Genomic DNA, 24,221 nt, shown 5'->3' on the forward strand with positions numbered 1-24,221 from the left:
CTTAGGAGAGTGTGAAAAATGAGAATAACAGACCTGATGATTAAAGAAACGATGATCATGGATTTGCAGGCAACAACAAAAGACGGAGCGATTGAGGAACTCATCACTAGTCTTGAAGCAAGTGGCCGCATCAATGACCGGGCATTGTTCAAAGAAATGATTTACAAACGCGAAGCAGAATCCAGCACAGGAATTGGTGGCGGCATTGCGATGCCGCATGCCAAGACCAAAGCTGTGAATGAAGCGACCGTGGTTTTCGCCAAAAGCAGCAAAGGCGTAGAATTCGAATCGCTGGATGGGGAGCCAGCGAACGTATTTTTCATGATTGCAGCTCCAGAAGGAGCAGCTAATACACATCTTCGTACACTCGCAGCACTTTCCCGGCTGCTAATTGATACTGATTTCATCGACAAGCTGATGAAAACGCAAACACCAGACGAAGTGTCTGAGCTGTTTGATGCCAAGCAAGCGGAAGAGGAAGCAGCTAAAGCAGCAAAAGAGGCTACCAAAGCACAGCAAACGCCGAACGTTATCGTTGGTAACCCGGATTCTGAGGAGTTTGTGGTTGCGGTGACTGCTTGTCCTACAGGCATTGCGCACACGTTTATGGCTGAAGACGCTCTCATTAAGAAAGCGACAGAGATGGGTGTAAACATCCGGGTAGAAACGAATGGCTCAGAAGGTGCGCAAAACGTACTGACAGCGGATGAAATTCGTCGTGCCAAAGGTGTAATCGTTGCTGCTGACAAAAAGGTTGAAATGGCCAGATTTGACGGTAAGCCTGTATTGCAAAGACCGGTAAGTGACGGTATTCGTAAACCTGAAGAGCTGATCCGCAAAGCACTCAACGGCGATGCTCCAACTTACCGTAGTGAAGGTAAGGGGAACGCATCGGAAACGAAAGAAGAAAAGACCAGCGTTGGCAGTAAAATTTACAAGGATTTAATGAACGGTATCTCTCATATGCTGCCTTTCGTTGTAGGCGGCGGGATTTTGCTGGCGATTTCCTTCCTGTTCGAGCAGGTAGCGGGAGCAGATAACCCTATTTTCCAACTGTTGCAAACGATTGGCGGTGGAACGGGTGCATTCCACTTCCTGATTCCTGTTCTCGCCGGATTCATCGCGATGAGTATCGGAGACCGTCCGGCACTGATGCCAGGTATGGTCGGCGGTTTGATGGCTGTAAATTCCAATGCTGGTTTCCTGGGCGGCTTGGCTGCCGGTTTCCTGGCTGGTTATGTGGTCATCGCACTGCGTAAAGCTTTTGCAGGTCTGCCAAAAGCACTTGATGGCTTGAAGCCAATTATGCTGTACCCGGTATTTGGACTGTTAATTACAGGCGCAATTATGTTTTACTTGTTCGATCCGATCTTCGGTGGTATTAATACGTGGCTTGTCAATGCACTGAACAATTTGGGAACAGGAAATGCAGTTATTCTGGGTTTGATTTTGGGCGGTATGATGTCGATTGATATGGGTGGTCCTTTCAATAAAGCAGCCTATGCTTTCTCCATCGGGGTATTTGCATCCAGTGGTAATACGAACGGGGCTATGATGGCGGCTGTTATGGCGGGCGGTATGGTACCTCCGCTGGCGATTGCGCTGGCAACGACATTTTTCAAAAATAAATTCACGGAGCAAGAACGCAAGTCTGGTCTTACGAACTATGTACTCGGTCTATCCTTTATTACAGAAGGGGCTATCCCGTTCGCTGCTGCTGATCCGTTGCGTGTCCTGACATCCTGTATCGTTGGTTCTGCTATTGCTGGCGGTCTGACGCAGCTGTGGAAAATTAACGTGCCAGCTCCACACGGCGGTATCTTTGTAGCCTTCCTTGCCAATCATGCATTGCTATTCTTGCTTGCGGTTGCGATTGGTTCCGTGATCTCGGCACTGGCTCTCGGACTGTGGAAAAAACCAATTGAAGCAAAATAACATATTATAAATGAGAGCAAGTTCTCTCCAATCTTTATAAAGCAAAGCCGTTAAACACAGATTCAGTGTGTTTAGCGGCTTTTTTGATATGAGGAACGTTACCTGGGCCAGTCCATTTCCACATAGATTAGGTTAGGGGGCTTTGCGCAGACAGTTGTTCCTTGACCAGTTGCATAAGCAGTTTTTGCGCCGAAGGCATGTATTGCTGGTGCTGGCTACTGTGTAATAGTCCGACCGGAATAGTCGGATCTGTCAACTGTAGAGGAATCTTGATGAGTTCATCTGGCACAGGCAACGACGACAGAACCACTCCAACCGAAGGAATCGTTTTTACAAATGACGGTATAGACGAGATTTGGCTGACGGTATAAAAAAACGGCTTCGACGGAAAGCGGGAAAGCTCTTTTTCCAACCTGATATGGTAGAGGCAGTTCTTCCCTCCAACGATAAGCGGGTACTCATACAGGTCTTCGAGATGAAGCTCGCTTTTTGCCGCGAAGGGATGATCACGGGATACGATAAAGGCGATTTGTTCGTGATAAACAGGTTCAAAGTGCAGGTAGGGAATCGAGTGAGGTTCCCCGCAAATTGCAAAACCAAGCGTGTTGTCCATCAAAGCGTTCGAGAGCGCATCCGTGTTTCCAACCGTAAAATGGCACGTCATATTCGGCTTATGCTCCCGAAATTGACGCAGAACCTCGGGCAGCACGGTAGCCGCTACCGTTTCGAGTACCCCAATATGGAGTGTGCCGATTTCCTCCTTTTTCAGAGACTTGGCCTGATCCAATACATAATTCCAATGCTGAATAAGCCCATCTACCTCTTCTGCATAACATTTCCCCGAAGCGGTTAATTCCGCATCCCATCCCCTTTTAAAAAGCTGAAATCCCAGCTCCTTCTCCAGTCTCTGAACTTGGCTGGTTACTGTAGACTGCGCGTAGTTTAATTTGGCGGCCGCTTTTGAGAAGGTTCCTTCTTCAATAATAGTACGAAACGTGGTTAACTCTTTCAGATCCATGAACACTCATCTCCATCGGTAAAAATGAATAGATTTATGATTATTTTCAATTATACAGATGAAAAAGGGTGGGGTAAAATCATCTTATCCCAACGATCAGGAGAGATGAACATGCCATTTGTACGAGTAGGTTACATGGAGGATCAATACACAGAGAAGGAGCTGCCTTTGATTAGCCGCTGTATCATGGACGCTTTGATCGAACATTTCCAGGTGCCGGCAAAGGATTATTTTCAGGTTTTTCATGCTCATAAGCAGAGCGAGTTTTATTACAGTCCGGATTATTTACATGTACCCAGAACGGACAAGCTGCTCTATATCCAAATTACGCTTGGATCAGGCAGAAGTACGGAACAAAAAAAGAGCTTCTACCAAAGGCTAGCCAAACTCTTATCCACCGAATGTAAGATCAGGCCGGAGGATGTATTTGTAACACTGGTGGAAACTGAATTAGAGGATTGGTCCTTTGGTAACGGACTTGCCCAGATGATTTTGTAGCTGGAAACTGCACATCTGCACAACAGGAACGAAGGGAAGTGTCAATGAATGAAGCATAAATTAATCACGTCGAGTGTGCGGGAAAAAGTTGGTGATTTTGCGCCCGCTTTTGTGAGCTATACGGAGGATGTTCTTTTTGGAGATGTATGGAGAAGAGGGGAGCTATCTCTCAGAGAACGGAGTCTCATTACAGTTTCCGCGTTGGTAGCGGGAGAACATGTGGGTCAACTTCCCTATCATCTGAATCTGGCCAAGGAGAACGGGGTATCGGAAAAAGAACTGGCTGAGGTTATCACCCAGCTTGCTTTTTATGTAGGATGGCCCCGAGCAGCCTCAGCTATTCAGATCGCCAAAGACGTATTCTGGAAAGAAAAAGAGAATTAGGGTTGAGTACACGCTTATTCACTACATCTGATGTCGAACAAGATTGTATTGTTATTCTTGTTTGAAAGCGGTATAGTAAAAGTAATTGAATGAAGGGGCAAGTCCTCTTCGGGATTGTTACTGGTTGGCAGGCGATACCCAAATAATGACTAATTTATTTAGTCGTTATTTGGTTTTTTTTGTTATCTATAAAATTTGATTGACCATATTCAATTCGCCATCTCCCGCTACAGGAAATCAGTAGGCCTTAAAAATTCACTTTTGTGGCAAATCAAAAAATTTTACAAAAAAAAATTTATGATTGGTATGCGCGCGTTGGATATTATCCATGCTCAATTTGGTATTCAAATGGACGAGCATGAAGCAAGTTTATTGCCATGCATTTTGTCAATGCAAGGCAAGACGCTCAAGGAATGAAGCAAACGGTTGAGATTACGCTGATAACTATGCTGCCATTCGCAACTGGCTCTATCTCGATATGGCGGTATTTGGTCGATACAATCACATTGCCTGGAGCCATTTGGTCGAAAAAGGATATGAGCCTATCATTGAAGAGGGCGATATGGACATATTAGCGAAGGGAAATCCGGACTTTATTGCCTTTAATTATTACACCTCTCAAACCGTAGGAGAAAGCTTGGATGACGGAAATGATTTTTCACATACAGGAGATCAGCATGAAATTGTGGGTGAGCCGGGAGCATACAGAGGGTCGGTGAATCCCAATCTACAAACGACGGAGTTTGGCTGGGAGATTGACCCGGTCGGTTTTGACCTCAAGGAACTGCGTCGTATTCGTAAACAAAGCTTCTATGGGTATCAAAAGCTTATTGCTACCAATGGCGAAGTCCGTTAATTGGAACAGCCTCACAAGAACACCTCCCTGAATGGAATCTTTCCATTTAGCGGAGGTATTTATGTTTTGGAGCCTTCATGAACCTCTTTTCCAGATATACGATCATGTATTATATAATAGAAGAAACAACCATCGAAAGGATACTATCCATTGACCTTACAACAATTAAAATATGTAATCGAGATTGCCAACCGTGGTTCCATGAATGAGGCAGCGAAGCGGTTGTTTATTTCCCAGCCCAGTCTGTCGAACGCGATTCGGGATCTGGAGGAAGAAATTCATATCACGATTTTTGAGCGTACGAATAAAGGTATTTCTTTATCCAAGGAAGGCGTGGAATTTCTCGGTTATGCGCGTCAGGTCGTTGAGCAGGCCGAGCTGCTGGAGAGTCGCTATTTGGATGCCAAGCCTTCACCGCAGCATTTTTCCGTGTCCACGCAGCATTATGCTTTTGCTGTAAATGCATTTGTGAATCTGGTGAATCAATATGGACAGGATGAGTATGAGCTGGCTTTGCGGGAGACGAAAACCCATGAAATCATACAGGATGTCAAAAGCTTGCGCAGCGAAATCGGAATTTTGTATCTCAACGAATTTAATGCCAAGGTCATTAACAAGCTGCTAAAAGATGCGAACCTGCAATTTATCAGCCTGTTTACGGCCAAGCCGCATATTTTTATCAGCACCAATAATCCGTTATCCCGCCAGTCCATTGTGACCATTGATCAGCTTCATCCTTATCCGTATCTGTCCTTTGAGCAAGGGGAGTACAATTCCTTTCACTTCTCCGAGGAAATTCTCAGCACATTGTCGCACCCCAAAAGCATTCGTGTCAATGACCGGGCAACCCTTTTCAATCTGTTGATTGGCCTGAACGGCTATACCATTTCTACCGGGGTAATTAGCGCGGATTTGAATGGTAACGAGATTATTTCCGTGCCTTTGGAATGTGAGGAGTCTATTAATGTAGGTTGGATTTGTCATAAAAATGCTTCGCTCTCCAAGCTGGCCTCCGTCTATGTAGAAGCGCTGCATGAGGCGATAGGCGAATAAAATATTTGGTATAGCTTTTGGCTATAACCAGCTATAGTTTATTGGAGTTACATTATAACTGAAAATGTATGTTATCTTTCTTACAAGAACTTCACTACAGAAGCAAAAAGGAGATAACCCTAATGAGCAGCATCCTTGAAAATGCATCCCAACGCAAAGTGGCCCCTTTCAGACATGATATGGTCGGTAGCTTTCTGCGCCCGCAAGCGATCAAAGACGGCAGAATTAAATTCCAAAACAACGAAATTTCTGCGGACGAACTGAGAAAGATTGAAGACAACGAAATTATCAAGCTGGTGGAGAAGCAAAAATCCGTAGGGCTTAAAGCTGTGACAGATGGCGAATTCAGACGCTCTTGGTGGCATCTTGATTTTATGTGGGGCCTGGATGGCGTGGAAAAGGTAGAGCTTTCGAACGGTTACCAATTCCAAGGCGTAGAAACGAGAGCGGAAACCGCACGCTTGACTGGTAAAATCGGTCACTCCCAACACCCTTTCATTCAGGACTTCACATTCTTGAAGCAAGTAGCAGGTGAGGATGCGATTGCACGTCAAACCATTCCTGCACCAGCACAGTTCCTGGCCGAGCTGTTGCGTGGAGAAAACAAAGAAACAACCGATACCTATTACAGCAATCTGGACGAGCTCGTTAAAGATATCGCTAAAGCTTACAAATCCGTGATTCAAGCCCTGTATAATGAGGGCTGCCGCAGCTTGCAACTGGATGATTGCACATGGGGCATGCTCTGCGATAAAAACTATTGGGAAGCCAGACAGCATGCGGGTGAGAATGTAGAAGAAACCAAAAAGCTGTTTGCTCGCGTGAATCAGGAAACCGTAAATGATCTCCCAGCCGATCTGGTGGTTACGACCCACGTATGCCGTGGCAACTACCATTCCACCTGGGCATCCTCGGGCGGCTATGAGCCTGTTGCCGAAACCCTGTTCGGCATCGACAACATCGACGGCTACTACCTCGAATTCGATACCGACCGTGCAGGTGATTTCACACCGCTTAAGCATCTGAAAGACCAACAGCAGGTCGTCCTGGGCCTCGTTTCCTCCAAAACGGGTGAGATGGAAGACAAGCAGACGGTCATTAACCGTATTAAAGAAGCCGCTCAATTCGTGGATATCAACCACATCTGCCTTAGCCCACAATGCGGATTCGCTTCTACGGAAGAGGGCAATATTTTGACGGAAGAGCAACAGTGGAAAAAGCTTGCTTTCATTAAAGAGATTGCGGACGAGATTTGGAAGTAAGGGTTTAAGGGGATTGATTGGATAGGTTCTTTAAACTAAAGATTCCGTTATCAAAAAAACACGCCACAGCACATGGGGCGTGTTTTTATTTTGGCGTGAGACTTAGCTGCATTTCATAATTAATATTAAAAATGGTATAAACTACCTTATGCATAGAGGAAAATAGGAGATGTAGCATCCCCATTTATTTCTTGCGTTTGAGCCCATCCTGTAGAGGGCATACCTATTTTGTAGAATTATTACCTCACCCCCTACAGGTCAAACTATTGATTTTACAGGAGCCGCTTGCCTTACGCATATAAGTAAAAGATGACAACTTCAGTCCAATACATCTGCCGACATCACAACAAAGATTGGATTCAATAGCTATGATATGGCTCATAATTTTCATTTATAATGAGCACAAGGAGGCTCATAAGATGTTTGACCACAAGTCATTGCAATTGCTAACTCAGATGGTTAACTATCCGAAGTTGTCAATTCCGGAGTTGAGACTTCAATTGAATTTATCGCCTCGACAGTTTGAATATACACTGAATAAATTAAATGACGGACTGGTTGAGTTGGATTTACCTAAGATTGAAGTGATTGAAATGGGGTTTAAGATTGACGAACGAGTTAAGAGATATTGGAAAAATGAGGAATTATCACTTAGTCGCAAGCAACTGGTTTTTCAAGAGAATGAACGACTGTATTTGATTTATTTATACACGTATATCCGGCGGGAGCCGATTTCGACCGTTCATTATCAGTCTTTGCTCCAGGTAAGCAGGAATACGGCCTTGGCAGATGTCAAAAAGCTACGTGCGCTTTGTCAGGGAGAAGGTATCAAGTTAGATTATAACCGAACGGACGGTTTTAAATTGGAGGGAGAAGAGCGTCATAAGCGTCGATTTGCGTCGGTATGTATTGGGACACTATTGCAGCTACCGATGGGACGCCCGGGTATCAAGCAGGTGATGGATAGTTGGAAATATGAAGATGCGAGTACAACGATCAAGCAGCAATTAACTGATATGGCTCATGAGTATCAGGTCGTCTTTGTGGGCAACAGGTTGGATCAACTTATATATGAGCTGTTGTTTCTGCAATTCCGCTATGGGCGTAATGCACTGTTTTTGCCCGCTAAGCAAACAGAGTTAATACAACAACAACCACTCTATCTGATGGGCAAGAAATTATCCGCTTATTTGTTTAATGAAGTGCATGAGATGGAGATCGTATATCTAACGATTCAATTATTGTCGGCTACGCAGGGCGTGCCCCATATGCATCCCAGTGAAGAGCTGAGTTATGTATCTGACGAAATTATCGGGGAAGTAGAACGACTGACCCTAGTACCCTTTAAAGAAAAACCTGTTTTGCAATCGATCTTGTACAAGCATTTGGTACCAGCTTACTTTAGGATTATGTGTGAAGTGCCTTTATCTAATCCTTTAATTGACACTATCAAAGCAGAACATGGTGTCCTGTTCAAACTGGTCAAGCAAGCGTTGAAGCCATTGTCTAATTTTACAGGGGAGTGGATTTCGGATGAAGAGGTTGGATACTTTACTATTTTATTCGGGGGGCATGTCCGCAGATTAGAACCCGAACCTAAAGTATACCGGGCTACAATTGTATGTCCAAACGGGATCAGTTCCTCCATGATGTTACGGACGCAATTGTGTCAGCTATTTCCGGGAGTACATTTTACGGAATCACATTCAGTTGCGGAATTAAAACAGATATCTCCAGATAGCTATGACATGATTTTTTCTACTATTTATTTGGAATCATCCAAACCTGTTTACTTGACTCGCCCATTATTAACCGCATTAGAAGAAGATTATTTGCAGCAAGCTGTTGCTGCTGATTTTGAATTGCCCGTTCCCTCTGCTGTACCCATAGATGAATTAATGGCTACCATACGGAAACATGCCACGATTAAAAACGAAAAAGCACTTTATACAGATTTAACAAATCATTTACGACAGATGCGTTCAATTGAAAGGAGTCATTCCCCTATGTTGTCCGAGCTTTTAACTGTAGATAAAATTCAATTCACGGATGCTCCCCTGGATTGGAAGGAAGCGATTCAACTAGCAGCCAAACCATTGGAGGAACAGAACTATATTACACCTGATTACACACAGGCAATGATTAACAGAGTTTTGGAAATCGGTGCTTTTATTCATGTCGGCAAAGGAATTGCTATCCCACATGCACGGCCGGAACAAGGTGTGCAGAAATTGGGGATGTCGCTGTTGCGAGTGAAAAAACCGGTGTTGCTGCTTGATCAGCCGGAGCATGCGATTGATATGTTTATTTGCCTGGCGGCGATTGACAATAAGTTGCACTTAAAGGCGCTGACGGAATTGACTTCGTTTCTGGTCAACGACGATTCGTTAAACCGTTTGAAAGAAGCTACAACAGCGGACGAAATTATAGCCATGATGCAAAAAAAAGGAGACGATAAAAAATGAAAATTTTAACAGTTTGCGGTTCTGGTCTGGGAACAAGCTTTATGGTGGAAATGAATATTAAGCAGCTATTGAATGAGATGGGCGTAGATGGTGTGGAAGTAGATCATTCCGATCTGGGTTCCGCTACGCCTGGGAGCGCAGATGTGTTTTTTCTTGCCAGAGACATTGCTGAAGGAGGAGCGAGCCTGGGTGATGTGGTCGTTCTGGAAAACATTATCGATCTTGAGGAATTACGCACAAAACTAACAGCAGTCTTACAAGATAAAAATCTATTGTAAGGAGAATTGGCCCATATGAATAAAGCTTTGAATATACTCATTAACGTTTTAAGTGAGCCGTCCGTGCTAGTTGCGTTGATTGCTTTGGTAGGGTTGCTGGCTCAGCGGAAAAATCTCTCGGATATCCTGAAGGGGACGACCAAAACGTTTGTAGGATTTCTTGTCATCAGCGCAGGCGCAGGTGTTTTGCAGCAAGCTCTTGCACCTTTTGGCGATATGTTTAAAGCAGCGTTTCATGTAAGCGGTATCGTTCCCAATAATGAAGCTATTGTGGCTCTTGCCGTGAGTAAGTACGGTTCCTCCACCGCACTGATTATGTTTTTCGGTATGATTGTGAACCTGCTGATTGCTCGTTTTACACGATTTAAGTACATTTTTTTAACAGGTCATATTACGCTATACATGTCATGTATGATTGCTATCATTTTATCAGTGAGTGGTTTCACATCCGTCTCCCTTATCCTTTTTGGAGCCCTGACTGTAGGTATTTTCATGTCGCTCTCTCCAGCCGTTGTGCAGCCATTTGTCCGCAAATTAACGGGCAATGACAATGTGGCTTTGGGGCATTCTGGCGCGGTCGGCTTTGCGATTGGCGGGCTGGTAGGTATGGCAGTGAAAGGCAAGAAAGACATTGTATCCACTGAAGAAATCAATTTCCCGAAAGGACTTGGCTTTCTGCGGGACAGTACAGTCAGTATTGCATTAACGATGGCGGTCTTCTACATCATTGTAGCCATTTTTGCAGGTCCGGCTTATGTCGAAAGTCACTTGAGTAATGGGAAAAACTATATTTTATTTGCGCTACTTCAGGCGGGGATGTTTTCGGCAGGCGTATTTATCATTTTGTCGGGTGTACGTCTGGTCTTGGCTGAAATTGTACCGGCATTCAAAGGGATTTCCACGAAAATTGTACCGAATTCCAAACCGGCGCTGGATGTCCCCATTGTTTATACCTATGCTCCGAACGCGGTATTGATCGGCTTCTTCTCCAGTTTTGTGGGCGGGATTGTCAGCATGCTCATCCTGGTTTTATCCGGCGGGATTGTTATTTTACCTGGGGTTGTCCCGCACTTCTTCACAGGAGCGGCAGCAGGAGTATTCGGAAACACCATGGGCGGTGTGCGTGGCGCCATTTTAGGCGCATTTGTGAACGGGGTGCTCATCAGTTTCATGCCGATTCTATTAATACCTGTATTAGGGGATCTCGGGTTAGCCAACGCGACCTTCTCCGATTCCGACTTCGGTGTAGTGGGGCTGTTCTTGAGCGGGCTAAACCAGATGGGTGGAAAAATGATAACGATGATCGGGATCGGTTTGGTGTTACTCATTATGATTTTGGTAAGCCTGAAAAAGCCGAAAAGCAGCGCGCAATAAATAATACAAATGAACACTATAAAAAACGAGGATCAGGAAGAGAGGACAAACTTTATGAGATTTGATCAGCAAGACCTTCAAGCCGTCATGGCCATCCGAGCATTATCTTTAGACGCGATTGATAAAGCAAACTCTGGGCATCCCGGATTACCTTTAGGTGCAGCACCTATGGCTTATGCTCTTTGGTCACAGGCATTACTTGTAAATCCCAAAAATTCGCGATGGGAAAATCGGGATCGGTTCGTTCTGTCTGCTGGCCATGGGTCCATGCTCCTTTACAGTCTGCTTCACTTATCCGGTTTTGATGTGACGATTAACGATTTGAAGAAATTTCGGCAGCTAGGTTCCCGAACGCCCGGGCATCCAGAAGTCGGACACACCGACGGTGTAGAAGCAACGACGGGACCCTTGGGACAAGGGGTGGCGATGGCTGTTGGCATGGCATTGGCAGAACGGCATTTAGCAGGTTTATATAATAAGGAGTCCTTTCCGATTGTGGATCACTACACGTATTGTCTGTGCGGAGATGGTGATTTAATGGAAGGCGTGGCTAATGAAGCGATCTCTCATGCTGGCCATGAGCAATTGGATAAATTAATCATGCTATACGATTCCAATGACATATCGCTGGATGGAGAACTGAGTCACTCTTTCTCAGAAAATATAAAACAGCGGTTTGAGTCCAGTGGGTGGCAACATATCTTGGTTACAGACGGTAATGATCTTAGCAAGATTACTGCAGCGATTGACTTGGCACGAGAAAATCATACGCAACCTACAATTATTGAAGTGAAGACTGTGATCGGGTTTGGCTCACCGCATGCAGGTACGCATAAAGTTCATGGTTCACCTCTGGGAGAAGCAGGAACGGCTGCGGCAAAATTGAGCTATCAATGGGAACTACCGGCTTTTACCGTATCAGAGGAAGTCTATACCCTTTTTCGTGAAAAAGTAGCAACTCGTGGTGCCAAAGCCGAGGCTGAATGGCAGGCTCTAATGGTGAAATATACGGAAAGTTATCCAGAACTGGCTAAACAGTTTCATGACAGTTTTACCAATACACTGCCCTTAGATTGGGAAAAACCACTGGCTGATTACGAAGCAAGCTCAAGTAAAGCAGGACGAGATACCAGCAGTGACATCTTGAACTTGATTGCACAGCAGGTCCCTTATTTATTTGGCGGTTCAGCTGACTTAGCGAGCTCCAATAAGACATTAATTGCAGGAGATGAACGTTTTTCTAAATCAGCTCCTGCTGCACGCAACATTTGGTTTGGTGTACGTGAGTTTGCGATGGCAGCTGAAATGAATGGCATAGCGCTGCACGGTGGGTTAAAGATTTATGGAGGGACTTTCTTTGTATTTTCCGATTATTTAAAAGCAGCTATACGCTTGGCGGCCATTCAGCAACTTCCGGTGATTTACGTCCTAACCCATGACTCCATTATCGTAGGAGAAGACGGACCTACCCATGAGCCGATCGAGCAACTGGCAGGATTGCGTGCGATGCCGAATTTAAATGTAATCCGTCCCGCAGACGGAAATGAAGTGATCGCTGCCTGGCATATGGCGATCTCATCAGTTTCAACACCGACAGCACTTGTCCTTACACGTCAGGCTTTGCCGGTCCTTGCAGGCAGTTCTGAAAAGGCATTGGAAGGTGTGAAAAAAGGCGGATATATTTTAGCGCCTGCTTCCAAAGAAGTACCAGATTTGCTGTTAATCGCAAGTGGTTCAGAGGTGAAGCTGGCTGTCGAAGCACAGAGTATCTTGGAAAACGCAGGCATTTCAGCATCTGTCGTAAGCTTGCCGAACACATCTGCTTTTGATCAGCAGGACGAAGCTTACAAAGAAAGAGTCTTGCCCAAAGCAATACGTGCCCGCGTTGGCATTGAAATGGGGGCAAGCTTTGGCTGGGAACGCTATATCGGTCTGGACGGTAAGATGTTAGCCATTGATCGTTTTGGCGCATCTGGTAAAGGAGCCGAAGTTGTAGAGGCCTTTGGCTTTAACGCAGCCAATATCGTTGCTTTAGCGAAAGAGGTACTTGCTGAATTAAGGAAATGATAAGAAATTAGAAACACTGAAAAGGCGCAAACACGCTACTAAGCAGTTACGCAAAAAAAGTCGTTCATTAGATCAATCTGATGAGCGGCTTTTTTGATATGTTTCTAACGATGTAACTGAATCACGTATGCGTGCGTGTCATTATTCATTGTTTAAAATCTCTTTAACAATATTTTTCGCTAGCTTAATTTTTTGAGGGTTTGACTTTCTAAGCAATGTTAGTATTTCATTTAGTTCGGCTTCATGCTTTGTAACCTTAATTTCCTCATTTACATAAGCAAAAAGCTGAATCAAATTAACATCCAGTGCATCTGCAATTTTAGCTATATTCAATAACGATACGTTCTTTTCCCCACGTTCAATCTGCCCTATGTATGAAAAATGAAATCCACCTTTTTCTCCAAGCGATTCCTGAGACAAGCCCTTTTCTTTTCGCAAAGCACGTATCCTGGCACCCACTAATTTAAGAACTTCTTTATCTTCCATCGTCTACACCTCACTATTCTAAAAGTGTAGACAAGATATCTAAAGGAAAACATTGAATGATGAATACAATAAATATTAATAATATCTATAAGTATTATTTTGGGGTATAATAAGACTAATATTGAAATTCTCTGGAGGAATAGATATGAACCGATTTCTACACACAATCCCAATACCACATGAAACTAGCCAAAATCCTGCAAAAGCACAACCAGCTCCAATGCTGCATTATCTTATGTGACTGGGCTTTGACTTCCATGCTGAAATCCCTATATATGAAAGAAAACGACAGCCTTTTCTCTCCAAGATCCCTATCCATGACTGACTTGCTACACTTATTACATACCGAAACCTACCCAGGATTAGATGTTGTCGTTTTTATAGGCACCATTCAATTTCTTTCATCCCAGTTAGAAACCCCACTCCTTCAAAAAATGAAGAACAAGGATGCGAGCAGGTTGCTGCGCAGAACTGACGAAATTCTCTGTCAATTGTCACCACGAGTAATTACCGATTCATCCGAGATGTACCAGTCCATTTTCTAGGAAGCTATCCTGCCAAATAAACTTGCCAATGTGCCCTATCGTATACCGCTTTTCTTCATACAATAAGAGTATGCTTTAAAGCAAGGAGGGATTCAGACATGGGTGAAGTTGGCTACGGTGGCGGTGGAGCATGGACATCCACAGGCGCGATTCTGGTATTGTTCATTTTGCTGGTGATTATTACTAAATCTTTTCTGATCTAACAGCTCTTTAGTATCGTTTAAATCCATAAAGCAGCCTTCTTTCACTACATCGTGAGGGAAGGCTTTTTTTGTGCGAATGGATGTTAGCCTATACATATTGTCTGGCCCTGCAAGCATTGCTATACTTTATGTACAGGCAAAATTTCCCTCAGCAATATGACATACATGGATGGCAGAATACGTGAAAAAACGGAGATTCGCCGACCAAAATCAGGAGGATAGCACGATGAATGTAGTAAGCAGTCCATGAACAGGTGGAAACCCAAAATGGAAAAGGCCATCCCCACGGCTCACACACCCGCGAAGACAGCCTTTAAGCCTATTGATATTTTACAATAATCGCATTACTGATTTGGCGACCGGGTGTGGTGAGATAGGAGCCGTTGTAATACAGCCCGCTGGAAGCACCGCCGTCCAAATTCATGGCCTGATAAGCGCCCGCCTGCTTCATGATTTGAGCGAGCTGTGGAATAGTGGCTCCGCCTGTGGTCAGAAGGATTAGCTTATGATCCTGTGTAATCCCGAGTGCGCTGCGGGCCCCGCCGCCTGTTAATATTTTGGGGTCCTTGAAGCCTTCAGCTTTGACATTCAGGGAAACCTTTCCGTTCGTCACCAGACGAGGTCCAGCTTGAAGGGCGCCTTCGACGTTGCCTTCGCTTAACCGTTCTTCAAAGGCAGGGCCGGAAACCAGCTCGGCCAAATGGTTAGCATCGTAAGTAAAGACGGTTCGTTGGTCGCCGGAGCTTTTTTTCAACAATTTCCCATGGCTGACCAGATAGCCGTAAGGTGTTTTGTAAGAGCTTTGGGTATACGCGTCAAAGTAGGTACCGTTTATGGCTACAACCGCTTGATTACGTTTGGCGAGACCGCTTAAGTTCTCCACTTTGCCGATGGTATTGCCTGCCAGCGCCACGTCCAGATTCACCTTGGGATGAAGTATGGAGATGGTGACCACCTTGGCGGAGAAGGTGCGTGATCCGACCTTGAAGCTCTTGTGAGCCGTCGTGATCGGTGTGGTGCTGCCGGGTAGCTTGCCCGTGAGTACCGGAAGCGTGACGGACGTTGTGCCTTGCTTGATATGTACGGATGAGGTTTCCTTTTGCCATGAGACTTGCAGGTTTAGGTGCTGGCTGATGAACTGCAAGGGAACATAGGTGGAACCATTGTCGGTAAAAGGAACGCTTTGCATACGAACGGTCTGGTCATTAACTTTGGCTGTAGACTGTCCTGCAAATAATGTGAGCCGGGTATCATCTTGGGCAATCTCAATCTTTTTGTCCGTTGCTGTCATGTTGATAGTGATCCCTTCATAGCTGTTCAGGAGGCGGAGAGGGATGAAGGAGTGGTTGCTCTGATCCACATAGACCAGCATGGGCGCTGGTGCAGCAGCGTAGATCGGGGTTACAATTAATAGCAGGGATAGGATAACAAGTGCGGTGATTCTTTTCATGAATAGATCAATCTCCTTATGTAGTCTTGACACTTTACGAGGTGCTTGTACTTATATCGGATTTTATAAGTTGTAAATGTATGTATATGTGAATTTTAAGAGTTCAGCTGATATCGAAACGAGGTGGGCCTGAAATGAGCAGATACGAGCGGAGACTTGCGGATTACCCCCGCAGAGAGCGCTGGTAATACTAATATCTTGAAAATGATGATAAAAGCAAAATCTGTTATGCTGAACTTGAAAAAATATGTAATGGCATATGATGCAGTTCTGATATAGAAAGGAAAGAGGTGCGGGGACATGGACAAGAAGGCGGATATTCGCACATCCATGAAGGAGTTATTTGCTCATATGGATGAAGCTTTTTTTATGGACTTGGTAGAAAATGTACCCTTCGAGATGCGTGACGGCAATGTCGATGAGGAGGGCTGGATCAAGTGGAAGCCTCTTTCTTCGCAGATCACAGAACAGGAGGTTCGGGATCTTGAAGAAACCTACCACTTCGAGCTTCCTCCCCTGCTGAGAAGTTTCATCATGTCCTATCATTATGTGTCTTTACAATTCGATAACGAATTCATTCCTGGAGTATACTGGAGCGATTGTGCCTTTATCGAGTTTCCGCGACTGCCTGTGGGTCAAGGCTTGAAAGGATTTCATGATTTGATCCGCGAATGGTCGCCCTTGCTATCGGCAGGCTATATCCCTTTTGCAATTGCAGAGGACGATCAGGGCCCCGTTTGTTTGAATGCAGGAAGCAGGGATAAGGATGGAGACTATCCCATCGTGTGGTTCTTTCATGAGGATTTGCAGCATCTGGACAAGGATGAGTTACGGATTAGAGGTAACCTGATTCCCCATGTACAAGGGTTGTTCCCATCTTCTGTCGAGATGTTTAACGTCATGTTTAAGCAGATCAGGCACTAACGATTTCGAGATTGGGGCTGTACCGAGTATCTATCGTATTGACATAAAAAATGAGGAATGTTATAAAAAAAGGTAGGCTGGCACTCGAATGAGGGGAGTGCTAACAGGTTTTCCTGTTTGGGCGGTTCCCCATGTGCAGCCTTACATAAGGTTCATATTCGAAAGGAGATATCAGAATGGAGAAAAAACAGTTTCAGGCTGAGTCCAAGCGTCTGCTCGAAATGATGATTAACTCGATTTACACGCAAAAGGAAATTTTTCTAAGAGAGCTGATCTCCAACGCAAGTGATGCGATTGACAAAATTTATTACAAAGCGCTGACGGACGATCAACTGGTCTTTGACAAAGAAAATTACTATATCAAAGTAACGGCTGACAAGGAGAACAGAACGCTCACCCTTCGCGATACCGGAATTGGTATGACTAAGGAAGAGCTGGAAAACAATCTGGGTGTTATTGCTAAAAGCGGCTCGCTGGCGTTCAAAAATGAGAATGGATCCAAGGATGGACATGACATCATTGGACAGTTCGGGGTCGGCTTCTATTCTGCGTTCATGGTGGCGGATGTCGTTACAGTGACTACAAAGGCACTGGGCAGCGATACCGCTTATAAGTGGGAATCCACAGGTGCAGACGGGTATACCATTGAGCCAGCAGAGAAGGATGAAGTCGGTTCTGTGATTGTTTTGAAAATCAAAGCAAATACCGAGGACGAGTCCTACGACGAATATTTGGACGAGTATCGTTTAAAAGCACTGATCAAGAAATACTCTGACTTTATTCGCTATCCGATCAAGATGGATGTTACAGGCAAACGTTTGAAAGAGGGCAGTGACAACGAGTTCGAAGATTACGAAGAAGAGCAGCGTATTAACAGCATGGTTCCCATCTGGAGAAAGAACAAAAGCGAGCTGACCGACGAAGATTATCAACATTTTTATGCGGAAAAACGCTATGGCTACGACAAGCCACTCCAGCATATCCACGTCAGCGCGGACGGCGCGGTGGTGTATCAGGCTATTTTGTTTATTCCAGAAAATATCCCGTTTGATTTCTATTCCAAGGAGTATGAAAAAGGACTGGAACTGTACGCTAACGGCGTGCTGATTATGGAAAAATCGCCTGACCTGCTGCCGGATTATTTTAGCTTTGTCAAAGGTATGGTGGACTCCGAAAGCTTGTCGCTGAACATTTCCAGAGAAATGTTGCAGCATGACCGCCAACTGAAGCTGATTGCCAAAAATATCGAAAGCAAAATCAAAGGCCAACTGCTGACCCTGCTCAAAAATGACCGGGAAAAGTATGATCAATTCTACAAATCATTTGGCAGACAATTGAAATTTGGCGTCTACAACGATTATGGCAGACATAAGGAGACACTTCAGGATCTACTCATGTTCTACTCTTCTACAGAGAAAAAGCAGGTTACACTGGACGAATATGTATCCCGTATGCCTGAGGATCAGAAGTATATTTACTATGCTTCCGGGGAATCCAACAAGCGTATTGAGAAGCTGCCGCAGACCGAAATGGTGGCCGACAAAGGCTACGAAATTCTGTACTTCACCGACGATATTGATGAGTTCGCTATTAAAATGCTCTTGAGCTACAAGGAGAAAGAGTTCAAATCTGTATCCAGTGGCGATCTGGGCATTGAGACTGACGAGAACGAGAAGGAAACAGAAGCGGAACAAAACGACAACAAAGAGCTGTTCGAGTACATGAAGGGCTTGTTGGAAGGCAAGGTATCCAGTGTTAAAGCCTCCAAGCGCTTGAAGACACATCCGGTGTGTCTGTCCGCAGACGGCGAAGTGACGATTGAAATGGAGAAAATCTTAAATGCCATGCCGAACAACGCCGATGTCAAAGCGAATAAAGTGCTGGAAATCAACATCAATCATGCGGTGTTCAACTCTCTGAAAGAGGCTTTTGCCGTGGACAAGGAGAAGGTCAATCTTTATACAGCATTGCTGTATAATCAGGCCCTGTTGATCGAAGGCTTGCCACTGCAAGACCCGGTTGAATTCACCAACGATATTTGCAAAATCATGGTTTAACAAGCTTTAATGCTGTACAGAGCCGTTCCCGCATCGGGGGCGGCTTTATTCATGACATAGCTCTTTCCCCCTCTGAATCTTCTTCATAGGAATTGGCGGGGTGGCCTTTTTATTTGATATAAGATAATATAAACTCTTTAAGGCTGTTTGCTTGGAATGCAAAAAAACTTCCGGTAAACGTGTACTGACTTCCTTGAAATGCCTTTGAAGTTGCTTTTGTTCTCTTCATTTTATGGCGTTTTCATACCTGAATTTGGGATTTGTAAAATTTTTGTGACATAGCGGTGTGAATTTTTACACTGCAAATTATCGTTTTTCTTGATTATTTGGTGGGATGTCTTTATAATCATTTTGTTTGCAAGAATGATTAGCGATTAGCGTATGGAATAAGGAGGTTATTTATTTTGGGAAAAGCATTGATTATTGGCGCCGGTGGCGTGGCCAGCGTTGTGGTGCATAAATGTTGCCAAAACCCAGATGTATTTGAAGAAATTTGTATCGCGAGCAGAACTGTTGAGAAATGCGATGCGCTTAAAGAAAAGCTGGGTGGAGGCCGTACTAAGATACAAACGGCTCAGCTTGATGCTGACAACACCGACATGGTCATTGACCTGATTCGAAGCTTTCAACCGGATGTAGTTATCAATGTGGCTCTCCCTTATCAGGATTTAACGATTATGGATGCTTGCCTTGAGACAGGCGTTCATTACGTTGATACGGCGAATTATGAACCGCCGGATACGCCGAAGTTTGAATACAGCTGGCAATGGGCCTACAAAGAAAGATTCGAAAAAGCGGGCATTACAGCTCTGCTGGGCAGCGGTTTTGATCCAGGCGTGACTGGAGTATTTACGGCTTATGCTCAAAAGCATTATTTTGATGAAATTCATACGATTGATATTGTAGATGCGAATGCAGGAGACCACGGATATCCTTTTGCAACTAACTTTAATCCGGAAATTAATATTCGGGAAATTACGGCGAAGGGCCGTTACTTTGAAAATGGAGAGTGGATTGAAACTGAGCCGCTTTCCGAGAAAAAGGTATATGACCTTCCTGAAATCGGACCGAAAAATATATATCTTTTGTACCATGAAGAACTGGAATCTCTTGCAGTGAACATTAAAGGTGTGAAAAAAATCCGTTTCTGGATGACTTTCTCGGACAATTACCTGAATCATTTGAACGTGCTTCAAAACGTAGGCATGACTTCCATCGAGCCTATTGATTACGAAGGACAGCAAATCATTCCATTGCAATTCCTGAAAGCCATTTTGCCAGACCCGGCTTCCCTGGGACCTAGAACCAAGGGTAAAACGAACATTGGATGTATCATTCAGGGTATTAAAGACGGAAAACCGAAAACGTATTATGTATACAATGTGTGTGATCATGAGGAATGTTATGCAGAGGTTGGCTCCCAAGCCATTTCCTACACAACAGGCGTTCCTGCCATGATCGGCGCAATGCTTATCATTAAAGGCATCTGGAAAAAACCAGGCGTATACAACGTTGAGGAATTTGATCCAGATCCATTCATGGAAGCACTGAATAAACACGGATTGCCATGGCAAGAAAGCTTTACGCCAACGTTGCTTGATTGAGGCCTGCGATGAATATTGATATTAGCGGACTTCCATCACCTTGTTACCTTGTTGACGAAAGACTTCTTGTGAAAAACCTTGAGGTTTTAAATTCTGTTCAAGAGCGAACAGGCTGTAATATTTTGCTTGCGCTTAAAGGATTTTCGATGTTTTCGACATTTCCTCTGGTTGGAAAATATTTAAAAGGCGTAACCGCCAGCTCGCTGTTCGAAGCGAGACTCGGTCGGGAAAAAATGGACAAAGAAGTTCACGTATACGCACCTGCTTATGTTGATCGGGAATTCGATGAGTTGCTGGAGTATGTCGACCACGTGGTTTTCAACTCTTTCGATCAATTGAAGCGGTTCAAAAGTAAGGTGCAAGGCGTGACTTCCAAAAAGATAGAGATTGGAATTCGAGTCAATCCGGAATATTCGGAAATCGAAACTCCGCTCTATGATCCTTGCTACAACAACTCCAGAATGGGTGTGACCTTGGCTAACTTTAAGCCTGAGGATCTGGATGGCGTAGACGGTATTCATTTTCATACGATGTGTGAACAGAATTCAGACACACTGGAGCGCACCATTAAAGTCGTGGATGAGAAATTCGGACCATACATTAAGCAGATGAAATGGCTTAATTTTGGCGGTGGTCATCATATCACCAGAGAAGACTATGATCTGGACACGCTGGTACGCTGTATCCAATATTTCCAGGATAAATATGGTGTACAGGTTTACCTGGAGCCGGGCGAAGCTATCGCTTTGAATACCGGTTATCTGGTCGCTACAGTTCTGGATACGATGAAAAACGGAATGGACATTGCGATTCTGGATACTTCGGCTGAATGTCATATGCCTGATGTACTGGCTATGCCATATCGTCCGAATATCATTGATGCAGGCAAGCCTGGTGAGTATGCACACACCTACAGACTCGGTGGACTTACTTGCCTAGCCGGAGATGTGATCGGGGACTATTCCTTTAAAGAGCCTTTGAAGCCGGGAGACAAGCTTGTATTCTGCGATATGGCCCATTATACGATGGTCAAAAACCACATGTTTAACGGAGTCAACCTGCCAGCCATCGCCAGCTACAATGACGAAGAAGGCATTAAGGTGATCCGCCAGTTCTCCTATGAGGATTTTAGCTCACGTTTGTCGTAAGAAATAGATGGAGCTTTAATGACTGAATGTACGGAATGGAATGATTGAACTACCAAAAGCCGCGCCCCTTGAGATAGGGACGCGGCTTTTGGTATAGTTAGAGATTTTTTTGATTTTTATACGTGCCTTTTGTATGTATCCAATACAACAGCAGGCATTAAATAATGATTTAACTACTTGATTAGGTTCATGATTTTAAATAGTTTACTCTACAACTTCAGAAGAGACTTTATAAAAGAATGTTTTTCCTGTGTAAGGTTGAAGTCCTGGCGCATCGACGGCTAGGTAGTACTCCTTACCTTTTTCAACATCTGTATTTAAAAAGTATTGGCCGTTTCTTGAACGTTTAATTCTTTGACCATTACTATCGTAAATAGTCAGTTGCAACCAGCAATCAGGATATCTGTCTCCCTGAATTGTAAAATGAACTTCTTGTGATTCAAAAGCCTTAAATTTAAATACATCGTAGGCTTCCCAGACTCCGGGTACCCCCTCTTTACCGAGGGTTCCAATGAAAGCATCACCTATTAAAAATTCGTTAGCTTGGTCAAAATCATCATTTGGCTCCTGTTCATTACCTGTAAGTGAAGAGGCAAGAATTGATTCCTTTGCTACTGGTACAGAATTTGCTTCTTCGGCTAACGCGACACTGGCAGAAGTACTTAGCATAAGGGTCAAGCCTAATGAAGCTAACAACGTTTTTTTCATGAATAAATTCCTCTCTTTTTTGGGATTTATATTCATTTATATGAATATATTGGTAATTAAGTTGATTTTATTGTATACTATTTACCAGTAAATTGGAATAATAAAAAGGGATATTTATCAATAAAATAAATATAATAGAACATTATGTTACAAAGGTGTATTTTTTCATCTCTCAGGAGTAGAATCTAAGGAAGTTCTGTAGAAAAGAAAATGAACTATGTATCATGTAACCCACTCGTGTGATTATAACATTACATATTGTAGTGTTAATGGGCAAAAAAGATATAACTTACACCATTTTATTCCGTTGATTATAGGTTTTTTAGAAAGCTTTTTTGCTTTGAATATCGATGAATTTCTTGGCTGTCAACATTTATGATATACTCATTTGATTGGAATCATATTTGAATGTTAAATGTATGAAACATAAGGAATGATAGGCAGAGGTGAAATGAACATGTTTGACCCGACGGTTTTTGATAATTTAAAAGTAGGTATGGAAAATGCAGTATACGATCTGGATAGTCTGGATTCACGTATTGAAATCACGCAACGGATCGACCGATTGGAAATGTCCGTGATGTCGCGTGAATTCGCTATACAATTCATGCTGAAGGAACGACCCGGTGTGACGGCAGAAATTCGCCTAAATGCAGATTTAAACAACTTGGCTGCGGAAATTTTGGAGATCGAAGATCAAATCCCCGGATGTGTACTGCTGCTTAGCTTCTATATGGAAGTTCGTGAGATGGAAACACAGTGCAGTCAGATTGAAGATATATTGACGCAAGTTTGGAAGCCGGATCTTAGGCCGCTCCAAACGCTCAGCTTTGTTTACGGGGAGAAGGCAGCTACATATCAAAACAAGATTGAGCTTCAATTTTCCAGACAAATTAATGAAGATCAGATGGAGGATATCCCGGAGCTATTGGAGCATATTTTGCTGACGCTTACGGAATTGCACAAGGTCTAAACATTCCTCTTAATGATGGAATACAGCCATCATTTAGGGGATTTAGGGGTAAAGGAGCTGGATATAAGATGAATGAACCCGATTTTTCTGAAATATATGCGATCATGGATGCTTCTTTTCCAGAATCAGAGTGCAGGTCGTTTGAGTCTCAAAAAGCTTTATTGAAGCATCCTAGCTATCGCATCATGACTGAAAAGAATGAGCAGGGCAATACAGTGGCCTTTTTGGCGGGCTGGGAATTTGCATATTTTCGGTTTGTAGAGCACATTGCGGTAGATTCCCGTATACGAGGTGGCGGATTAGGCAAAAAGCTCATGAGTAGATTTATCTTACAGTCTGATAAACCGGTAGTACTGGAGGTTGAGCCGCCAGTGGATGAATGGACCCGGAGAAGAATCTGTTTTTATGAACGTTTGGGGTTTCATCTGAATCCGTTTGAATATGTACAGCCTCCTCTAAGAGAAGGACAGGCTGATCTGCCGCTTCAAATTATGAGTTATCCAGATGCGTTGTCAGAACAAGCGTTTGCTCCGTTCAAGCAGCTTTTATATACCGAGGTTTACGGGCTTAAGCTTAAATGAGAGAACATATATCGCTAGTTATATAAAAATAAAGGGCTCTGCTTATGCCATATCCCTTTCTTTGAGAGTCGACACGTATAAACAGAGCCGCCAAGTATCCAAGACACGGTAATCGCCTCTTTTCACAATATGTAACTTTATTCGGTAGCTAATAAGCTGAAATAAAAAAGACCGTCTTTATGGACGGTCTTTTCACCCGTGGCGCTTGGCTAAAGCCTTGATCCGTATCCCGCGCCTCCGTTAACTCTGAAAATTAGAGATTAGCGGATAGGGTAAGGGATACGCTCAACATATGATTACTAATGTTGACGCACCTCCTTTCCTGATGCGTTCATATTACCATATATGGTGC

At 43.9% G+C, this 24,221-nt stretch carries 20 protein-coding genes and 2 pseudogenes; 18 read left to right on the forward strand and 4 right to left on the reverse strand.

Annotated elements, in window-relative coordinates; translation table 11 throughout:
- Positions 1-18: 18 nt before the first annotated feature.
- On the forward strand, positions 19-1,935 hold the full coding sequence (locus HPL003_RS16180) for a PTS fructose transporter subunit IIABC (RefSeq protein ID WP_014280769.1): 1,917 nt from the start codon (positions 19-21) through the stop codon (positions 1,933-1,935).
- A gap of 127 nt (positions 1,936-2,062) precedes the next feature.
- Here HPL003_RS16180 and HPL003_RS16185 read toward each other — a convergent pair whose 3' ends face one another.
- Positions 2,063-2,953 carry a LysR family transcriptional regulator gene (locus tag HPL003_RS16185; protein ID WP_014280770.1) on the reverse strand — a complete coding sequence of 297 codons (891 nt, stop codon included), beginning with the start codon at positions 2,951-2,953 and terminating at the stop codon, positions 2,063-2,065.
- Between the two features lie 111 nt (positions 2,954-3,064).
- Between HPL003_RS16185 and HPL003_RS16190 the strand changes: the two genes are divergently transcribed.
- The 10 genes and pseudogenes from HPL003_RS16190 to tkt all read left to right on the forward strand — a co-directional run bounded on the left by HPL003_RS16190 (position 3,065) and on the right by tkt (position 13,190).
- On the forward strand, positions 3,065-3,451 hold the full coding sequence (locus HPL003_RS16190) for a tautomerase family protein (protein ID WP_014280771.1): 387 nt from the start codon (positions 3,065-3,067) through the stop codon (positions 3,449-3,451).
- Positions 3,452-3,499: 48 nt separating this feature from the next.
- On the forward strand, positions 3,500-3,835 hold the full coding sequence (locus HPL003_RS16195) for a carboxymuconolactone decarboxylase family protein (protein ID WP_014280772.1): 336 nt from the start codon (positions 3,500-3,502) through the stop codon (positions 3,833-3,835).
- A 192-nt stretch (positions 3,836-4,027) separates the two neighbouring features.
- A pseudogene (locus HPL003_RS27630) lies at positions 4,028-4,272 on the forward strand (PRD domain-containing protein); the annotation flags it as partial.
- Positions 4,272-4,691, forward strand: a pseudogene (locus tag HPL003_RS27635) (family 1 glycosylhydrolase); the annotation flags it as partial. The pseudogenes HPL003_RS27630 and HPL003_RS27635, both read left to right, overlap by 1 nt.
- A gap of 150 nt (positions 4,692-4,841) precedes the next feature.
- Complete coding sequence (locus HPL003_RS16205; protein ID WP_014280775.1) at positions 4,842-5,744, forward strand: LysR family transcriptional regulator; 903 nt, start codon at positions 4,842-4,844, stop codon at positions 5,742-5,744.
- A 122-nt stretch (positions 5,745-5,866) separates the two neighbouring features.
- A complete protein-coding gene (locus HPL003_RS16210) occupies positions 5,867-7,006 on the forward strand; it encodes a 5-methyltetrahydropteroyltriglutamate--homocysteine S-methyltransferase (RefSeq protein WP_014280776.1) in 1,140 nt (379 codons plus the stop codon).
- Positions 7,007-7,425: 419 nt separating this feature from the next.
- Entirely contained in the window at positions 7,426-9,471 is a 2,046-nt protein-coding gene (locus tag HPL003_RS16215; protein ID WP_014280777.1) for a BglG family transcription antiterminator, read from the forward strand.
- Positions 9,468-9,749, forward strand: a complete 282-nt coding sequence (locus HPL003_RS16220; RefSeq protein ID WP_010349015.1) for a PTS sugar transporter subunit IIB — start codon at positions 9,468-9,470, stop codon at positions 9,747-9,749. Before HPL003_RS16215 ends, HPL003_RS16220 begins: the two co-directional genes overlap by 4 nt.
- Positions 9,750-9,764: 15 nt before the next feature.
- Positions 9,765-11,123 carry a PTS ascorbate transporter subunit IIC gene (locus HPL003_RS16225; RefSeq protein WP_014280778.1) on the forward strand — a complete coding sequence of 453 codons (1,359 nt, stop codon included), beginning with the start codon at positions 9,765-9,767 and terminating at the stop codon, positions 11,121-11,123.
- Positions 11,124-11,177: 54 nt separating this feature from the next.
- Entirely contained in the window at positions 11,178-13,190 is a 2,013-nt protein-coding gene (gene tkt, locus HPL003_RS16230) for a transketolase (RefSeq protein WP_014280779.1), read from the forward strand.
- Between the two features lie 141 nt (positions 13,191-13,331).
- Here the strand turns inward: tkt and HPL003_RS16235 are convergent, their stop codons facing one another.
- Positions 13,332-13,676 (reverse strand): helix-turn-helix domain-containing protein, encoded by a 345-nt coding sequence (locus HPL003_RS16235; RefSeq protein WP_014280780.1) that lies wholly within the window; start codon positions 13,674-13,676, stop codon positions 13,332-13,334.
- A 643-nt stretch (positions 13,677-14,319) separates the two neighbouring features.
- Here HPL003_RS16235 and HPL003_RS29850 point away from each other — a divergent pair.
- Positions 14,320-14,424 carry a hypothetical protein gene (locus HPL003_RS29850; protein WP_014280781.1) on the forward strand — a complete coding sequence of 35 codons (105 nt, stop codon included), beginning with the start codon at positions 14,320-14,322 and terminating at the stop codon, positions 14,422-14,424.
- Positions 14,425-14,743: 319 nt separating this feature from the next.
- Here HPL003_RS29850 and HPL003_RS16240 read toward each other — a convergent pair whose 3' ends face one another.
- Positions 14,744-15,874, reverse strand: a complete 1,131-nt coding sequence (locus HPL003_RS16240; RefSeq protein ID WP_014280782.1) for a phosphodiester glycosidase family protein — start codon at positions 15,872-15,874, stop codon at positions 14,744-14,746.
- 300 nt (positions 15,875-16,174) lie between these two features.
- On the opposite strand from HPL003_RS16240, the gene HPL003_RS16245 reads away from it, so the two are divergent.
- The 4 genes from HPL003_RS16245 (at position 16,175) to nspC (ending at position 21,607) form a co-directional block, all read left to right on the forward strand.
- Positions 16,175-16,798 carry an SMI1/KNR4 family protein gene (locus tag HPL003_RS16245; protein ID WP_014280783.1) on the forward strand — a complete coding sequence of 208 codons (624 nt, stop codon included), beginning with the start codon at positions 16,175-16,177 and terminating at the stop codon, positions 16,796-16,798.
- 176 nt (positions 16,799-16,974) lie between these two features.
- On the forward strand, positions 16,975-18,855 hold the full coding sequence (htpG, locus tag HPL003_RS16250) for a molecular chaperone HtpG (RefSeq protein ID WP_014280784.1): 1,881 nt from the start codon (positions 16,975-16,977) through the stop codon (positions 18,853-18,855).
- Between the two features lie 404 nt (positions 18,856-19,259).
- Positions 19,260-20,459 (forward strand): saccharopine dehydrogenase family protein, encoded by a 1,200-nt coding sequence (locus tag HPL003_RS16255; protein ID WP_014280785.1) that lies wholly within the window; start codon positions 19,260-19,262, stop codon positions 20,457-20,459.
- Between the two features lie 8 nt (positions 20,460-20,467).
- The gene (gene nspC, locus HPL003_RS16260; RefSeq protein WP_014280786.1) at positions 20,468-21,607 is read left to right on the forward strand and encodes a carboxynorspermidine decarboxylase; all 1,140 of its coding nucleotides are present in this window, start codon (positions 20,468-20,470) and stop codon (positions 21,605-21,607) included.
- 204 nt (positions 21,608-21,811) lie between these two features.
- Here nspC and HPL003_RS16265 read toward each other — a convergent pair whose 3' ends face one another.
- Entirely contained in the window at positions 21,812-22,315 is a 504-nt protein-coding gene (locus tag HPL003_RS16265; RefSeq protein ID WP_014280787.1) for a hypothetical protein, read from the reverse strand.
- A gap of 457 nt (positions 22,316-22,772) precedes the next feature.
- On the opposite strand from HPL003_RS16265, the gene HPL003_RS16270 reads away from it, so the two are divergent.
- Complete coding sequence (locus HPL003_RS16270) at positions 22,773-23,288, forward strand: hypothetical protein (protein ID WP_014280788.1); 516 nt, start codon at positions 22,773-22,775, stop codon at positions 23,286-23,288.
- Positions 23,289-23,356: 68 nt separating this feature from the next.
- Positions 23,357-23,869 carry a GNAT family N-acetyltransferase gene (locus HPL003_RS16275; RefSeq protein WP_014280789.1) on the forward strand — a complete coding sequence of 171 codons (513 nt, stop codon included), beginning with the start codon at positions 23,357-23,359 and terminating at the stop codon, positions 23,867-23,869.
- Positions 23,870-24,221: the final 352 nt, after the last annotated feature.

The sequence above is a fragment of the Paenibacillus terrae HPL-003 genome, from assembly GCF_000235585.1.
In the GTDB taxonomy this organism is placed as follows: Bacteria; Bacillota; Bacilli; order Paenibacillales; family Paenibacillaceae; genus Paenibacillus; species Paenibacillus terrae_B.

Excerpts from the sequence above, each read along its gene's own strand:
- HPL003_RS16180 (WP_014280769.1), top strand. The coding sequence starts at position 19 with ATGAGAATAACAGACCTGATGATTAAAGAAACGATGATCATGGATTTG.
- HPL003_RS16185 (WP_014280770.1), bottom strand. The coding sequence starts at position 2,953 with ATGGATCTGAAAGAGTTAACCACGTTTCGTACTATTATTGAAGAAGGA.
- HPL003_RS16190 (WP_014280771.1), top strand. The coding sequence starts at position 3,065 with ATGCCATTTGTACGAGTAGGTTACATGGAGGATCAATACACAGAGAAG.
- HPL003_RS16195 (WP_014280772.1), top strand. The coding sequence starts at position 3,500 with ATGAAGCATAAATTAATCACGTCGAGTGTGCGGGAAAAAGTTGGTGAT.
- HPL003_RS16210 (WP_014280776.1), top strand. The coding sequence starts at position 5,867 with ATGAGCAGCATCCTTGAAAATGCATCCCAACGCAAAGTGGCCCCTTTC.
- HPL003_RS16215 (WP_014280777.1), top strand. The coding sequence starts at position 7,426 with ATGTTTGACCACAAGTCATTGCAATTGCTAACTCAGATGGTTAACTAT.
- HPL003_RS16220 (WP_010349015.1), top strand. The coding sequence starts at position 9,468 with ATGAAAATTTTAACAGTTTGCGGTTCTGGTCTGGGAACAAGCTTTATG.
- HPL003_RS16225 (WP_014280778.1), top strand. The coding sequence starts at position 9,765 with ATGAATAAAGCTTTGAATATACTCATTAACGTTTTAAGTGAGCCGTCC.
- tkt (WP_014280779.1), top strand. The coding sequence starts at position 11,178 with ATGAGATTTGATCAGCAAGACCTTCAAGCCGTCATGGCCATCCGAGCA.
- HPL003_RS16235 (WP_014280780.1), bottom strand. The coding sequence starts at position 13,676 with ATGGAAGATAAAGAAGTTCTTAAATTAGTGGGTGCCAGGATACGTGCT.
- HPL003_RS29850 (WP_014280781.1), top strand. The coding sequence starts at position 14,320 with ATGGGTGAAGTTGGCTACGGTGGCGGTGGAGCATGGACATCCACAGGC.
- HPL003_RS16240 (WP_014280782.1), bottom strand. The coding sequence starts at position 15,874 with ATGAAAAGAATCACCGCACTTGTTATCCTATCCCTGCTATTAATTGTA.
- HPL003_RS16245 (WP_014280783.1), top strand. The coding sequence starts at position 16,175 with ATGGACAAGAAGGCGGATATTCGCACATCCATGAAGGAGTTATTTGCT.
- htpG (WP_014280784.1), top strand. The coding sequence starts at position 16,975 with ATGGAGAAAAAACAGTTTCAGGCTGAGTCCAAGCGTCTGCTCGAAATG.
- nspC (WP_014280786.1), top strand. The coding sequence starts at position 20,468 with ATGAATATTGATATTAGCGGACTTCCATCACCTTGTTACCTTGTTGAC.
- HPL003_RS16265 (WP_014280787.1), bottom strand. The coding sequence starts at position 22,315 with ATGAAAAAAACGTTGTTAGCTTCATTAGGCTTGACCCTTATGCTAAGT.
- HPL003_RS16270 (WP_014280788.1), top strand. The coding sequence starts at position 22,773 with ATGTTTGACCCGACGGTTTTTGATAATTTAAAAGTAGGTATGGAAAAT.
- HPL003_RS16275 (WP_014280789.1), top strand. The coding sequence starts at position 23,357 with ATGAATGAACCCGATTTTTCTGAAATATATGCGATCATGGATGCTTCT.